The following is a 14,402-nucleotide window of genomic DNA, read 5'->3' on the forward strand; positions in this document are numbered from 1 at the left end:
AGCACTCCAGCACTCTCTTCACTACCAAAAACCGGAGCCTGAGCTCCGGTTTTTTAGATTCTCCCTTACGCCTTGATCGACTCGATCTTGATCTCGGTGAACGGCTGGCGATGTCCGGCCTTCCGCTTGTAGCGGGCCTTAGCGTGGAACTTGACCACGATGACCTTGTTCGCCCGGCCGAAACCGAGGACCTTGGCCGAGACCGCGGCGCCTTTGACGAACGGCGCGCCGACCTTGGTGTCCTTGCCAGACTCGTCCGTGACGAGCAGGACGTCGAATTTGAGAGCAGCACCTTCCTGGACATCAAGTTTTTCGACCCGCAAAGTATCCCCTTCTTTGACCAGGTACTGTTTGCCTCCGGTTTGAATGACGGCGATGTTGGCCATATTACGAGAAGTTCTTTAGAAAAAAGGCGCAACCGGGCCATCAAGGCGCCGGCCGACCGTTACGATGAGCAGGAGCAGTTTACCGCTCGGCCCCAACCTTGTCAATATTGATCGTGAGCTTAAGCCCGGTGCGCAGCCCGTGGCGCGCCGCGAACCCCGCCGACACTTCCAAAACCTTGTCGATCGGAGACATCGGGAAATACCGCTCCAGCGGCGCTCCGACCGCGGCCGGCGGCACATCCGTCGTGATATCAACGATCTCATCGCCCTTGATCCAAAGGATATCGATGGCGAATCTCATGTCCTTCATCCAGAAAGCGTAGCGGTCCGCGCGCCCGAAAATGAATAACATGCCTTCTGCGGCCCCCAGCGCTTCCCGGCCGGACAGGCCTTTTTCCCTGGTCGCGGGCGTCGAAGCGACATCGGCCGCGATTTTGATCCGCTCGTCGATCACGACCTCGGCGCGGGCGAACGTCCGCTGCTGCCAGGCGACGAATCCAGCGACCGCGAGCATCACTAAAAGCATGGTCAGGGAAAAGACCAGTTTATTGCGGGACATGTTGTTTTCCGGTTGTTCTTTCAACATGGTCATTCAGGCTGCTGATCTTCTGGGATCGAATCATTCGCCGCTGGCCGAGTCCGACGCCGCCAAGCCGTCCAGAACGACAGGACGGCCGCGATCAGGCTCGCGATGAGTCCGAGGGCGACGATCTTCTCCCAGCCCTGGAGGAACAGCGTGGCTGAACCGAACAGGGCGGCCGCGAAATAATAGAACAGCACGGTCTGCCGCTGCGACAGGCCCATGTCGATCAGCCGGAAATGCAGATGCGTCCGGTCGCCGGTGGCCATGGAGCGACGATACCAGAAGATGCGCCGCGCCACAACGACAACAGTATCGAAGATCGGCAGGCCGAGAACGAGGAGCGCCGTGGCGATCTTGCCGCCCGAGATGATGGCGAGCGTGCCGAGCAGGAAACCGGCCAGCGTGGAGCCGCCCTCGCCCAAAAAGATCCGCGCCGGATTGAAATTGAAGATCAGGAAGCCGGCGAAGGCTCCGGCGACCGCGAACGCCAGGAGCGCCGTGTCCGGCTGGGCGACCTCCTTCATCAGACTCACGGCCGCGATGATGAGCGCCCCGATGACGGTGACGCCGCTCACGAGTCCGTCGAGCCCGTCGAGGAGCTTGGTCGTGTAGATCATGCCCAGAAGCCAGCAGAACGAGAACAGGTCGGCGATGAGCGTCAGTCTGTACGGCAGGCCGTCCCACCACAGGACCGTGAACTGCTGGCGGTCCAGGTAGATCTGGCCGCCGAACGGATTCGTGACGTAGCCCACGCCGATGCCGCTCGCCACCACGATGAGCGCAGCCAGCGCCGGCCAGATGATCTGGCGCGACGGACGCAGATCGAACTTGTCGTCGAGCGAACCGCCAAAAATGAGGATCAGCGCGGCCAAAAGCAGGCCGGCCAGATATTTCAATCTGATATGCAGCGCCGGCAGCCAACCCAGCCAGAGGCACAGACCGACGGCGGCCGCGAGGCCGGCGAAAACAGCGATGCCGCCGAGAAGCGGCGTCGGCCGCTGATGGATCTTGCGCGGCAAAACCGGCGCGTCGAGCACGTCAAAATGCCGGGCTAACCTGATCACGAGCGGCGTGGCCAGGGCGGAAACGGCGAATGATGCCAGAATGACGGCCAAAAACGGCAGCATGATAATTCGCTAGGGGTTAGGGACTGAGGGGGCTAAGTGTTAGGTTTTAGGGACTATCACCTACCAACTACCACCTAATTACTAATTGACCGGCCGCGAGAGGCCGGTTTCTTTATCTTGTCGCTAATCCAATGGTTTCTCTTCCGACTTTTCGTTCTTGGATTTGCCGGCGCCATCCCCCACTTTGCCGATCTCGGACAGCAGGACGTTCTCCACGAAGATGCCGCGCGGATAAAAGATGCGCTCCAGTTCGTTCTTGCAATCCACTTCGACCGAGTCGCGCCGCGTCGAGACGACATCCTGATAATTGTAGCGCGAAGCGATCATGCGCATGCGGCTCCTAATGGTCGGCCGAACGATCTTCGAGACGAAATCCTCGCCGATGGTCTGCCAGATGGTCGGCACCTGATTGGTGTCGAGCCGCAGCAGCACCGTGCCCTCGACGGAGATCCGCTGGCCGTCAAGCGTCTGAGCGACGATCGGCGTGTCGCCGAGCGCCTGCTCGTTCTCCGGATTGAACTTGCGGCTGACGGAGTATTCCAGCGTCTGAGTGTTGAACAGCTTGGCTTTCTGCCAAAATGGGATCTTCAGGTGCAGGCCGGGGGTCAGGACTTTTTTCAGGACGCCGAAACCGAGGTCATAGACGCAGGCCACATAGCCCGGCGGTACATGGATGAACAGGCCTTTGAGCACGTCTTCAACGACGAACGAATACATGATCTTATCCAGGCTTTCGGAGCTTTCTGAAGACATAATTTGTGCCTAAATATGCGCTTAAATCGACGCCGATATTGCTTAGGATAGGCTAAAACGGCGCTTTTGGCAATACGTGGAAGAGACGGAGTGCGGGAGAGACGAAGTGCGGGAGAGACGAAGAGACGGAGCCTGTGACTCTGTCTCTCCCTGACTCCGCCACGTCGCTCGCGAGCGACGTGGCTCCGTCTCTCTCAACGCTTCCCCATAATAAAATCCGCCGGCGTTCTGCCGACGGATACCGTCTCAACTTTTAGCCGCTTTCTCCGTCCGGAACAGTATCTGCCGCAGCCAGAAGACGGCCATGGAGAAGAACATCGAGGTCAGGATGAAGATTGACTTGACCGTCGGCAGCAGGAACAGGGCGACCAGCGTGAACAGCGGGAACAGGATCATGTACATGACGTCCGAGCGGGTCACGAGATGTTCACGTTTCTTCTGCACCGAATAGATCTGCAGGAACAGCACGACCGCGACGACCGCCGGCCAGAAAATGCCGCGTTCAGCGAGATCGAAACCTAGGAACATCGTATTGATCTTGGCTGGGATGACGGTCACCCAGGTGTAAAGCGTTTCTTGGGGCGTGAACTTGATGCCGCCGATGAAGACCTGATAGATAAGCACGAGGACGACGGCCTGGATGCCGAGGACAAAAACTTTAGCCCAATAATTCACCTTGTGCTGCTGCAAGAGCTCACGGATCTTCTCCTTGCGTTTGATGGCGTCGGCTTTGAAGTCGCGCTCAAGGGTGCCGATCTTCTTGTTCAGAGTCTCGTAGCGATAAGCATTGCGCTCATCGATGATGGTGAACGGCATGAGAGCAAGACGCAGAGCGACGGTCAGCTCGATGATGGCAACGCCGAAATTCTCGCCCGCAAAGCCCGAATACAGGAAGATCAAGACGTTCAGGAGCGGGTTGTAGAGATAATCGTGCCAAAATTGTTCCATAGGTCGGGCTATCCGGTTCGGCGCCGCTAAAAACAACCGTGCGCCTCATCAATAAGCCAAAAAGATGCTTTTTGCGCATCCCGGAGACAGTATAATCCAAGATCGCCGTTCGGGCAACCTTTGTGGCTCGGGCCGGAACAGGATTTTTCTATCGTGCGGCCGGCGTTTGGACTGCCGAAAAAGCGGCGCCAGCTAGGACAGGGATAATAAGGCTATGTTAAGCGCTAATATCTCGCGCAAAACTTGATCAGGGTTAGGGTGGTCAAGTTTGACAAAGATCGCCTTTTGTTTTGTACTATGGTCGCTCGTCAATATGATCCGCGTGGTTCGATTGACTACAAACGCTCTTTCAAAAGGAGAAGGGAATGAGTGATTATCAATACGCAAAGGCCCGGGCTCAGATGTATCTCAACAAAATGCGTAACGAGGGTATATCTATCATCCGCTGCGAGTATTGCCTCACTGACCTACGTGAGGTGATCACCAAAGGCAACCTCACCCTCGCGGACATTGGTACCAGTGAGGATGAGCTCCGCGAGCTTTGGGTCAAGTGCTGCAAGTTCAGCGCCCAGCGCTGGCTCGACCACCTGCGTAACGAAACCGTCAATTACGAGTATTGCCTCGATTGCCTGCGCAAAGAGATCGCCAAGGGCGTCATCACCCTCGAGGACATCGGCACCAGCGAGGAAGAGCTTGGCGAGCTTTGGGTCAAGTGCTGTAAGTTCAGCGCCCAGTGTTGTCTTGAGGATCTACGTTACGGAACCGTCGAGTATGAGGCTTGCCTCAACCACTTGCGCGAGGCGGTCGCCAAGGGCGTCATCACCCTTGAGGACATCGGTACCAGCGAGGAAGAGATCGCTTCTTTCGTACCGTAGACAAGCCAAGTTCCCCACACTCGCGCATCCGCGCGGCAGAGAGCACACTCGCTCTTGCTGTTCGGGTGCGCTTTTTTTTCGCGAACGACGTGGTGTTTCTAAAATCAGGGCTTCCAGCCCAAGGGATCTTCAACGATCAAACGACATTCTGGCGGCCGAAAAGACGGCGCCAGCGGAGCGCGGCTCGACGGTCAGGCCGCTGAAACCGCCCGGAACGCCGCGGGTCAGGTTCGTGAAGCCCCAGGCGTCCCAGCGCCACAAGGCCGGCGCCACGACGCCGCACTCAGGACCGGTCGCGCCATACTCGCCCTCGAGGACCGCGAGCTCCTGGCAGCCGTCGCTGTCAGCATCCGCCAGGACGAACTCGCAATTGGGCCGGCTGAGCGCGGAAGACTGCCAGAGCGGACGGACGCGCCCGCCAGCCAGGGAAAACACGGCGAAATGGTTCCGGACCGCGGCATCGTCAGCCGCCCAGAAAGGTTTGGAGCTGCCGAAACTGCCGGCCCGCCAGAAACTGAGCGCAAGCTCGGTGTTCAGGTCGCCGTCGACATCCGCCAGCGCGAAATCATCCACCCACTGGTCTGCGGGCGAACTCCAGATTGCGCCGTCACGGCCGCTCACGACCAGCCGGCCGACTTTCAAGGAAAATGATTCCTCGGCTCCGTCGCCGTTGATGTCCGCGGTCGCGATCCTGGAGATCCGGGACGGACCAGTCATCGCAGTCGCGCCGACCGATTCGATCACGGCCGTCGCGTCCGGCTCGAAAGTTCCATTCGCGGCGTCATAGACGAACGCGGCCCGCTGCCCGAGTCTCGTCCCCAGGCGCGCCAGGATGCGCTCGCGATCAACGCCGGCCGCGGTCTCCGGACGGAACAGATCCCCAATGACGATCGGCTGGAACTCGATCCGGACGATCTCCTGGCCGCGCCAGACGATCTTGGCCATGAGTCCGTCCCTGGTCTCGCGCGACCAGCCCTGATCGAAAACGAAATTTCCGAGACTGTAGATGATCGGCTTGCCGGCATAGGTCTCGACGGTCTGGACGACGTGCGGATGGTGGCCGATGACGAGATCGGCTCCGGCGTCGATGGCGGCATGAGCGAACGCGGTCTGGCGCCGGTTCGGATCAGGGACATACTCCGTGCCCGAATGCATGGAGACGACGACGATGTCGGCGGCGGCGCGGGCGGCGGCGATATCAGCTTTCAAATTCTCGATGTCCATGGCTGCGGTCCCGGGATGATCGGCAGCGGCGAAATAACCCGCTGGTACGACATCGGCGTCGTTGTAAGCCAGGAAAGCGAACCGCAGCCCGGACCTTTCGACGATGGCCGGAGCGCGGGCGGCGGTCGCGTCAGCGCCAGCGCCGGCGTGGGCGACGGCGGCGGCATCCAGATATTTCAGCGTCTCCAGGATGCCGGCGGCGCCGAAATTGGGGACGTGGTTATTAGCGAGCGAAAGAACGTCGAAACCGGCCGAAGCCAGGCTCGCGGCCGCAGCCGGATCGGACCGGAAAACCATCTCCCCGGGCTGGATCGCCCGGCCAGAAAGAAGCGCAGTCTCCAGATTGCCGAAAGTGATGTCGCCGGCGCGCAAATAATCCCGGACGCGCGCGAACGCGGCTTCCGGACCGCCATTCGCGGCCAGCCGCTGCGCCACGGTCCGCGACAGCATCAGGTCGCCGACCGCGACGAGCGAGATCTCTGGCTGGGATTCGGGCAGGGCCAGTTTCGCGGCCCGGAACGTTGCGAAAGCCGCGCGCCGCTCGGCGAGCAAGCCGGCCTCGGCGGCCGCGTCAGCAGCCAGCGGCAACGGAGCCGGATCCGGGATCGCGGCCTCGCCCTCCAGCCGGCTCGCGGCAAACCAGACCGCGGCGACAACCGTGGCCGCGGACACGCAGATCAAAGTCGTGGTCCGGGCGCGTCTCTTCATTTAATTGGCGGTGGTGAAAGCCTTGACCCAGTCCGGACGTTCCGGCGTCTTTCCGGTGTCCAGCATCTCGCGCCACTTGGCATCGGTCAGCCGGTCGTTCATCGGCCAGGGGAATTCATAGTAAGAGTAGACGCCGCCCTTCGCCAGTTTCAGTTCGCCGTCGAGCGGGAAGACGACGAAGATGTTCGAGATGTGGCCGGTCCCCTCCTCAAGCACCTGACCGTTGGGATCGGTCGCCACGTCGGCCACGAGCGCGGCCGGATTATTGTCGAGATAGGACGAACTGCTCGCCTGCGCCGCCGCGATCTCCGCGGCGTTGATCTCATACCACAGATGCTCCAGCTGGCCGCCGAACGAACGGATGAATTCGTAGTCCTCGGCGCTGAGCGGCAGGACGGCCAATTCCTTTTCGGAAATGACCAAGAGCTTCCGCAGCAGCTCGGACATCAGATCAAGATTGGCGGCTGACGGCGCATCCAGAAGCCCGCGCGCTTCGAGCCCGCGCTTGGTCATGGCCGTGAGCGCCAGGAGCCGCGCGTAGACCTCCGGCTCCGGCTGCACGTACCCGCGATCATCGCGCAGACGTTCGTCCAAACCCGCCCCGCCCAGCTCCGCGTAGACCTGTTTGGCGTACAGGATGGTGTCGTGCTTGAGTTCGGTCCAGCTGCCGAGCACGGACTCGAGATCCTTCCTGGCCCAAGCGGCATTCGTCATGAAACTCGGCCAGCCGGCGCCCTTCGCCGCAACGAGCGGCCGCAGCGAATACAGCCAGCCCCAGTACAGATTCTGCGTCCAGACCTCGTCGCCGAGACCGCTGATGTAGGTCCGCAGCTTGCTCATGTTCTCGGGGTAGTCCTTGAAATCAGTCGCGCCGGCGCTCCGGAGCAGCGCGTAAGCCTCCTCCGAGCCGAGCGCGGCCGGGATATCGAGGCCTTTCGGCAGCATCCGCCTTGCGCCCTGCGGGTTCTCTTTGACCTCGCGATAAATCAGGCGCTGGAAGATGGAAGCGTCGATGGTGAACCGCTGTCCCATCAGCCGGAAACCCCTGATCTCCTTCTCGCGGTCGGGGCTGATGGTCTCGTCGAAGATCGGCATCGAGTTGAGCTGCGGCGGTTCGAGCGCCGCGAGAGCGGTCTGCAACTTGCCGAAACCAGCCTCGTCAGCGGCCAAGGCGGAGGCGTCGGCGTCCGCGCCGTAGGCCGACGCGAGCGCTTTGACGAATTCGTGATAACCGATGTCATCGCTCTTCCCGACGAAGAACGCGGTCGGTTCGTAGATCGCGTCCCAGTGCGCGAGCGCCGCGCCGTCGGCGCGCAAAGCCGCGGCCATGAGCGCGGCCGAGCGGACCTCGTCGGCGGTCTTGAACCGGAAGTTCATCCGGCCGTACCACATCATGGCTCTGAAGTACGACTTCAGCAGTTCGGATTTTTCATAATGCCCGCGCGGCACGTACTGCGAATAATCCTCGAGGTAGGCGTCGCCGAGCTTCGGCGGCGGACCCGAACTCCGCTCCGCTCCCATGTTCATCATCGGCGATTCCTTGATGCCGGCGTGAGCGGCGATGAGATCGAGTTCGGCCGCGACCTCGGGCCGGACCTCGGCCGGAGTTTCCGCGGCGCCATTGAGCAGCTTCGCCGCCACGGCGAAAAAAGCGACGTTGCGTTTCGCGGCATTCTCCCAGGCCGTGCCTTTGAGTCCAGTCAACTGTTCCCGCGAGGCACGCAACAGCCGCGTTGTCAGCGCCCGGGCTTCGGCCGACAGTTTGCCGGTCTCGAGCTGCTGCAGCAGGTTGTCGAACATCAGGTGATAATTATGGACCACGGCATCGACAGTCACGAAACTCGGCAGTTTATCATAGCGGTTCTTCTCGTAGAGCTGGAAAAATTCCTTGGTCCAGCCCGGCGTCACGACGAATGCGTTCCGGACGAGCAAATCTTTGGCCGCGTCGGAGAGATAAAAATCGCCGGCGTTCGGAATATTCCCCAGGTCCGCGCTGACGGCATAGGGTTTGCCGGCCGGTTTCACGTTCGCAACCACCGGTTCATAGAGCGCGAATGCTCCAGCGGCCGCGATGCCAGGGATCGGACGCAAGTCGTCAACCGCCTGATCCGGCGCGTTCACGGACGGCGTCGGAACCGCAGCTGGCTTAAACGGCGAACTGAAATACCAGAAGGTCAGGATGATGGTTCCGCTATAAAGCAGAGAGCCGACCAGGAACTTCAGCCAGGACGGCTGATTTTTCCAGATTCCGGCGCTCTTGACCGCCGGAGCGGCGGCCTGATCTTTCGACTGGTCCATAGACGTATATATAATGAGTAGCTGCTGCTCGCAGTGTAGCAAATCGCGACCTATCCGGTTAGTCGCGGGCCGATCGCTGAGACAAGGGTGGGAGTGCGGGAGTGCTGGAGAGACGGAGTAAAAGAGTTTGGGAGAGTGCTGGAGTGCTGGAGTGTTGGAGTGTAAGAGCTTTTGTCGGGTCTCCCCCACTCCTCCACTCCCGCACTCTCCCGTTCAGTGGATCGAAGAGTGAGGAAGTGCTGGAGTGCGGGAGAGACGGAGTCAGGAAGTGACGGAGTCTGGGAGAGCTGGATTTCCGTCTGCTCTTTTTCGCCCGGAGAGGCTTTTGACAAAAAGATTTTTATGCTAGACTCTGGTCCAGAATAAGGAGGTTCATCATGAAGTATGTGAAGCCGATCCTGAAGATCTTCAACCCGTTCATTTTTATCATCAACTTCTTCAGGTACCTGGCGCATGCCGAGACCTATCGCGGGATGCCGGCCCGTTATGAGGCCTGCGATTTCGGCCGGGATCTGAAGTACTTCTAAGGTCAACGTTATCGGAAACAACGCCGACCAGATGCAAACGGACTGCGAGCAGTCCGTTTTTTATTGTCCCAAAACCCCGGATTTTGGAAGTCGCTCGCTGAATATTGGCCGATTGTGCCCATTGGGAGAGTGAGGAAGTGTGGGAGTGCTGAAGTTCTGAAGTGCGGGAGTTCTGGAGTTCTGGAGTGCTGGAGTGCAGGAGAGACGGAGATGCGGAGGGTGGGGCTGGATTCCCGCCTGCCCTTTTTCGCCCTGAGAAATTTTTGACAAAAAAGATTTTTTATCACCTGGTGTCAGGCATTCATTTTCGTCGTTCGCGAACGACGCGACGAAGACAAAAAAAGCGGCCGAGCTAAGCTCGACCGCCTGAGGCTGTCCGGAAACTAGAACGGGTATTTCCCCTGTTCCGCCGCGGCGTCGCCGATGCGGCGCTTGAGCGCGACGAGATCGTCGAGAGGCGCCGCCGCCAGCAGATCCAGGACTCGCGCGACCTTGTTCTGCCGCTCGAGTCCGGAGCTGAGCGCTGAAAGAACGCGGACGCACTTGTCCGCCGCTTCCCGCTGCGCGTGGCAGAAGTAAGCGCGCACGACCGCTTCGGCGAGCTTCGCGTCGGCTCCGGCAGCCGCCAGCTTCTCGTACCGCAGCAGCGCCGATTCCATGGCGAAGACCGCGAGCAGCAGATCAGCCAGAGCGAACAGCAGCTGCTGCTCGTCCTTGAGCTTGGCCTGCAGCGTCATCATCGCCTCGCCGAGCGCGTAAAGCACGGCTGAGCGCACGGCGTCGAACGCCGGACGAAGCGCCTTCGGTCCGGGCTCGATGACCTGGCGCGTCCTCGTGACCGAGAACGGCAGTTGATCGGCGGCGCGGCGAACAGCGAACTCCGCGAAGGAGCGCAGCTGCTTGGCCGTGGCCAAACCCTTGGCCAGAGTGCTCTTGCGTCCGCGCTTCACAGCCGCGGCCGCCTGGCCTTTGGCCGCGCCGACGAGATCGATCCGGCCCTGGAGATGGCGTTTGAGGACCTCGCCGACCGCGAGCATGCGGTTGATCTCGTTGGTACCCTCGAAGATGCGGTTGATGCGCGAGTCGCGGTACATGCGGGACGCCGGGTATTCCTCGACGTAACCGTAGCCGCCGTAGACCTGCACCATCTCGTCGGCGACGTTGCCGAGCATCTCGGAGAGTCCCACTTTGACCAGCGAACACTCGACCGTGTACTCCTCGATGGCCTTGGTCGCCTCTTCCGGCGTCTTGGCGCCATGGAGCCGGCTGGACAGGAGTCCGGCGGTGCGGAAAACCATGGACTCGCCGACCCAGCCCGCGACCACCATGTCGGCGATCTTGGCCCGGATGCCGTCGAAGTCGAGCAGCGGCTTCCCGAACTGTTTGCGTTCGGAAGCGTACTGCACCGCGGAGTTCACGGACGACTTGATGGCGCCGACCGCGCCCGCCCCGAGCTTGAACCGTCCGAGGTTCAGCGTGTTCAGGACGATCTTGTGGCCCTTGCCGATGGTCCCGAGCAGGTTCTCCGCCGGCACCAGCGCGTCCTCGAAGACGAGCCGGCAGGTGGACGAACCGCGGATGCCCATCTTGTGCTCTTCGCGATCGATGCTGAGACCCGGCGTCCCTTTCTCGATCACGAGACAGGCCATCTTGGCGTTGTCGCCGTCAATCTTCACGAAGACCGTGAAAATGTCAGCGATCTTCGCATTGGTGATGAAGACCTTCTCGCCGTTCACGACGTAATGCTTGCCGTCGGGCGAGAGCACGGCCTTGCACTTGGCCGCCAAGGCATCGCTGCCGCTGCTCGACTCGGTAAGCGCGTAGGCGGCAATGAGACCGCCGGACACGATGCCCGGCAAAAAGCGGCGCTTCTGCTCTTCGTTGCCGAAGTACAGGATCGGCCAGGTGCCGATGCCGCTGTGCGCGCCCACGGCCGTGGCGTAGGAACCGCTCCCGCAGCCGCCGATGGCCTCGAGGACCAGCGCCGACGTCGTGAGATCCTGGCCGAGACCGCCGAATTCCTCCGGCAGATCCACGCCCAGCAGTCCGAGTTCGCCGGCCTGACGGATCAGGCCTGTGAGCAGCTCGTAGTCGTGCTCTTCGAGAGCCGCGACTTTCGGCGTCACTTCCTGTTTCATGAAGTCAGCCACGGCTTCGCCGATGCTGCGCTGTTCCTCGGAGAAATCCTCCGGCGTACAGACGCTCTGGCTGTCGTTGCGATCGACCAAAAATGCCGCGCCGCGAACTTCTTTCTTGCTCTTGGTTTCGGTCATGCGTCACTCCGCGTATGTGGTGGGGAATGTGAAAGAACTCACATGGTCCTTACCATATATATGGCTAACCGTCAATCTCGGCGGCAACCGGCCAAGATTGCCTGAGCTGAGCTTATTTTCGCCCCGGCCCAGACGTTTTTGACGTTAATCAACGCTTGTGTTTAGATAGCCCCGTGTCCTTTACAATCAAACAAGAACACGGGAGGTTCCGATGTCATCTGCAACCCGTACCAAACTGGCTGTACCGGCGGAAAAGCTCCGTCTGACCTGCGCTCCTGTGGCCACTGACGCCGCTGCCGATCAGAGCAAGACCGTCGTCCAGAAGGACGCCCTCGCCTCGATCGAGCTCGGCCTCAAGATGTCCGACAGCGACTACTCGAAGAGCCACTACAACGTCATCGTGGTCGGCTCGCCGAACACCGGCCGCCGCGCCAAGACGCTGGATTTCCTCCGGCAGTACATGGCCGGCATCGACGCCGCGCCGCCGGATCTCGTCTGCTTGTACGATTTCGCCACGCCGCGCCGCCCGGCCATCATTTCCGTGCCGAACGGCAAAGGCCGCGAATTCAAGAAGCGCCTCCAGGCGCTCGGTAAGTACGCGACCAAGATCATGCCGCAGCGCGTGCAGGAGGTCGGTCAACAACACCTCACGGCACTCTCGGAAGCGCTCACCCAGCTCTGGGAAGAGGCCGACAAGAAGGTCCAGGCCTGCCACCACCTGATCATCATCCACGAAAAGAAGCGCCACCTCACGCTCATGTCGCTCGCCCATCCCGGCGAACCCCTCAGCGAGGAAGAGTTCAACGCACTCGATGAAGACATCAGGGCGCAGCTGACCAACGGCGAGAACTCCCTGAAGGCGGAAACGATCTTCGAACTGACCAGCCTGCAATCCAGGGAACTCGTCGATCTCCGCCTCGCGGCCAAAAGCAAGGCCGAGCACGACGTCATCCAGGAGATCCTGGACAAACAAGTCGCCATCCTGAACGGCATCGTCGGCGAGAACGCGGTCTTCAGCCGCTATCTCGATGAGCTCAGCAAAATGATCTTCCAGCATGCCCTCAAGGAACCGGAAGACAAGCCGCAGCAGAGCTCGATCATGAAGCTCATGAACCGCGACAGCCAGGATGACGGATCGAAATCTCTCGAGCTGCTCACGCAAGTGAGCCTGCTCGCCGACAACTCCGAGAACGCGCACCCGCCCGTCGTCCACGTGGCGGTGCCGCAATACTCGGAATTGTTCGGCCGGATCAACGCGCAGATGGTCGGCCAGGACTCGGTCCGGGTCAACCACACGATGATCGACGGCGGCGCATTCCTGAAAGCGAACGGCGGCTGCCTGGTGCTGGATCTCGATGATCTCTTGCGCTGGGGCGGCGGCATCGCTTTCTACAAGCTGCTCAAGGTCATCCGGACGCGAGCGCTCGCGATCGAGAGCAAAGGCAAGTTCATGGACTCCGAGACGCTCGTCGACTTCCGCACTCAGGAGACGCCGGTCAACGTCCGGGTCGTGGCTATCTGCAGCCACTACCTGGCCCACGCCCTGCGCCACCACGAGCCGGAATTCGACAACCTGTTCCGCATCGTCGCCGAATTCGACGACGAGCTGAACGTGGCTGACGCCCCGGCGGCCTACGCCGCTTTCGTCGAACTGTGCCGCGAAGACGGCCAACTGCCGGAGTTCGCTCCGACGGCCGTGGCCAAACTCGTGGAGTACGGCTGCCGCCGCGCGGCGAGCCAGCTCAAGGCCTCGACCGAATTCGGCATCATCAAAGACGTCATCACCGAAGCGGCCCATTGGGCCCGCGAGGCCGGTGTCTCCGCGGTCGAAGCCGAGCATGTCCAGCATGCCATCGCTGAGCGGTACGACCGTCAGGCGCTCTACGTTCGCCGCTACCAGGACCATATGGATCGCGGCGTGATGCTCCTGCAGCTCGAAGGCTCCCAGGTCGGCCAGATCAACGGTCTGGTCTACGGCGCCATCAACTCCGAAATCGCCTTCGGCGGCCCCAAGCGGATCACCGCCCGGGCCTACGCCGGCAAGGAGAAGATCGTGCTCGTCCAGCGGGAAGCTGACCTCAGCGGACCGTCGACAAACACCGCCACGGCCACGATCCGCGGCTACATCTCCGGCCAGTACGGCCGCAAGAAGCCGCTCGGACTCGCGGTCCAGATCAGCTTCGAGCAGTGCTATGGCGGCGTGGATGGCGATTCCGCCACTCTCGCCGAAACCATCGCGCTCATCTCGGCCATCACCGAGCTCCCGATCGACCAGAGATTGGCCATCACGGGTTCCATGAACCAGTGGGGCGAAGCTCAGCCGATCGGCGGCGCCAACGAGAAGATCGAAGGCCACTTCGGTGTTCTCAAGCGCCGCGGCCTGCTCAAAGCCGGACACGGCGTGGTCCTGCCGAAGCAGAACCTCGACGATCTCATGCTCAAAGAAGAGCTCGTCGAAGCCCAGCGGCAAGGCCTCTACCAGGTCTATGCCGTCTCAACCCTCGATGAAGCGCTGGAGATCTTCCTCGGCCGTCCGGCCGCGGAGATCCACAAGCTCGTCGAAGAGAAACTCGCCGGTCTGAACGGCGAGGATAAGGGACCGCTCACGTTCTTCCGCAAGCTGTTCCGCCGGAACCAGAAACCCGGCGTGCCCAGCAATAGCTGACCCTTCCGCAGCCGTCTCCGACGACTCGGCCAGGA

The 14,402-nt window shown here is 61.1% G+C and carries 11 protein-coding genes; 3 read left to right on the top strand and 8 right to left on the bottom strand.

The window, feature by feature from the left end:
- Positions 1–65 precede the first annotated feature (65 nt).
- The 5 genes from rplU to WCT10_03825 all read right to left on the bottom strand — a co-directional run bounded on the left by rplU (position 66) and on the right by WCT10_03825 (position 3,797).
- Entirely contained in the window at positions 66–386 is a 321-nt protein-coding gene (rplU, locus tag WCT10_03805) for a 50S ribosomal protein L21 (protein MFA6603934.1), read from the bottom strand.
- Between the two features lie 79 nt (positions 387–465).
- Positions 466–978, bottom strand: a complete 513-nt coding sequence (locus WCT10_03810; protein ID MFA6603935.1) for a DUF192 domain-containing protein — start codon at positions 976–978, stop codon at positions 466–468.
- Positions 975–2,096: an MraY family glycosyltransferase gene (locus WCT10_03815; GenBank protein MFA6603936.1), complete on the bottom strand. Its 1,122-nt coding sequence runs from the start codon at positions 2,094–2,096 to the stop codon at positions 975–977. The genes WCT10_03810 and WCT10_03815 overlap by 4 nt, the downstream gene beginning before the upstream one ends.
- 123 nt (positions 2,097–2,219) lie before the next feature.
- On the bottom strand, positions 2,220–2,849 hold the full coding sequence (locus WCT10_03820; GenBank protein ID MFA6603937.1) for a prohibitin family protein: 630 nt from the start codon (positions 2,847–2,849) through the stop codon (positions 2,220–2,222).
- Positions 2,850–3,095: 246 nt separating this feature from the next.
- Positions 3,096–3,797: a YidC/Oxa1 family membrane protein insertase gene (locus WCT10_03825; GenBank protein ID MFA6603938.1), complete on the bottom strand. Its 702-nt coding sequence runs from the start codon at positions 3,795–3,797 to the stop codon at positions 3,096–3,098.
- 365 nt (positions 3,798–4,162) lie between these two features.
- Here WCT10_03825 and WCT10_03830 point away from each other — a divergent pair, with 365 nt between their 5' ends.
- Positions 4,163–4,672 carry a hypothetical protein gene (locus WCT10_03830; GenBank protein ID MFA6603939.1) on the top strand — a complete coding sequence of 170 codons (510 nt, stop codon included), beginning with the start codon at positions 4,163–4,165 and terminating at the stop codon, positions 4,670–4,672.
- 129 nt (positions 4,673–4,801) lie between these two features.
- Here the strand turns inward: WCT10_03830 and WCT10_03835 are convergent, their stop codons facing one another.
- Both WCT10_03835 and WCT10_03840 read right to left on the bottom strand, forming a co-directional pair.
- Positions 4,802–6,604, bottom strand: a complete 1,803-nt coding sequence (locus WCT10_03835; protein MFA6603940.1) for a CapA family protein — start codon at positions 6,602–6,604, stop codon at positions 4,802–4,804.
- On the bottom strand, positions 6,605–8,902 hold the full coding sequence (locus WCT10_03840) for a DUF3160 domain-containing protein (GenBank protein ID MFA6603941.1): 2,298 nt from the start codon (positions 8,900–8,902) through the stop codon (positions 6,605–6,607). It abuts the gene before it with no gap.
- A gap of 377 nt (positions 8,903–9,279) precedes the next feature.
- Between WCT10_03840 and WCT10_03845 the strand changes: the two genes are divergently transcribed.
- A complete protein-coding gene (locus WCT10_03845) occupies positions 9,280–9,429 on the top strand; it encodes a hypothetical protein (GenBank protein MFA6603942.1) in 150 nt (49 codons plus the stop codon).
- Positions 9,430–9,812: 383 nt separating this feature from the next.
- On the opposite strand, the gene WCT10_03850 is transcribed toward WCT10_03845, so the two are convergent.
- Positions 9,813–11,702 carry an acyl-CoA dehydrogenase family protein gene (locus tag WCT10_03850; protein MFA6603943.1) on the bottom strand — a complete coding sequence of 630 codons (1,890 nt, stop codon included), beginning with the start codon at positions 11,700–11,702 and terminating at the stop codon, positions 9,813–9,815.
- 211 nt (positions 11,703–11,913) lie between these two features.
- On the opposite strand from WCT10_03850, the gene WCT10_03855 reads away from it, so the two are divergent.
- Positions 11,914–14,367, top strand: coding sequence for an AAA family ATPase (locus WCT10_03855; protein MFA6603944.1), 2,454 nt, complete (start codon positions 11,914–11,916; stop codon positions 14,365–14,367).
- The last annotated feature ends 35 nt before the right edge of the window (positions 14,368–14,402 follow it).

Source organism: Patescibacteria group bacterium (genome assembly GCA_041667185.1).
Taxonomy (GTDB): domain Bacteria; phylum Patescibacteriota; class Patescibacteriia; order SG8-24; family SG8-24; genus JBAYFM01.

What these genes read in the sequence shown, in the direction of transcription:
- WCT10_03855 (MFA6603944.1), top strand. Translation starts at nt 11,914, where the DNA reads ATGTCATCTGCAACCCGTACCAAACTGGCTGTACCGGCGGAAAAGCTC.
- WCT10_03820 (MFA6603937.1), bottom strand. Translation starts at nt 2,849, where the DNA reads ATGTCTTCAGAAAGCTCCGAAAGCCTGGATAAGATCATGTATTCGTTC.
- WCT10_03815 (MFA6603936.1), bottom strand. Translation starts at nt 2,096, where the DNA reads ATGCTGCCGTTTTTGGCCGTCATTCTGGCATCATTCGCCGTTTCCGCC.
- WCT10_03830 (MFA6603939.1), top strand. Translation starts at nt 4,163, where the DNA reads ATGAGTGATTATCAATACGCAAAGGCCCGGGCTCAGATGTATCTCAAC.
- rplU (MFA6603934.1), bottom strand. Translation starts at nt 386, where the DNA reads ATGGCCAACATCGCCGTCATTCAAACCGGAGGCAAACAGTACCTGGTC.
- WCT10_03835 (MFA6603940.1), bottom strand. Translation starts at nt 6,604, where the DNA reads ATGAAGAGACGCGCCCGGACCACGACTTTGATCTGCGTGTCCGCGGCC.
- WCT10_03850 (MFA6603943.1), bottom strand. Translation starts at nt 11,702, where the DNA reads ATGACCGAAACCAAGAGCAAGAAAGAAGTTCGCGGCGCGGCATTTTTG.
- WCT10_03825 (MFA6603938.1), bottom strand. Translation starts at nt 3,797, where the DNA reads ATGGAACAATTTTGGCACGATTATCTCTACAACCCGCTCCTGAACGTC.
- WCT10_03810 (MFA6603935.1), bottom strand. Translation starts at nt 978, where the DNA reads ATGACCATGTTGAAAGAACAACCGGAAAACAACATGTCCCGCAATAAA.
- WCT10_03840 (MFA6603941.1), bottom strand. Translation starts at nt 8,902, where the DNA reads ATGGACCAGTCGAAAGATCAGGCCGCCGCTCCGGCGGTCAAGAGCGCC.
- WCT10_03845 (MFA6603942.1), top strand. Translation starts at nt 9,280, where the DNA reads ATGAAGTATGTGAAGCCGATCCTGAAGATCTTCAACCCGTTCATTTTT.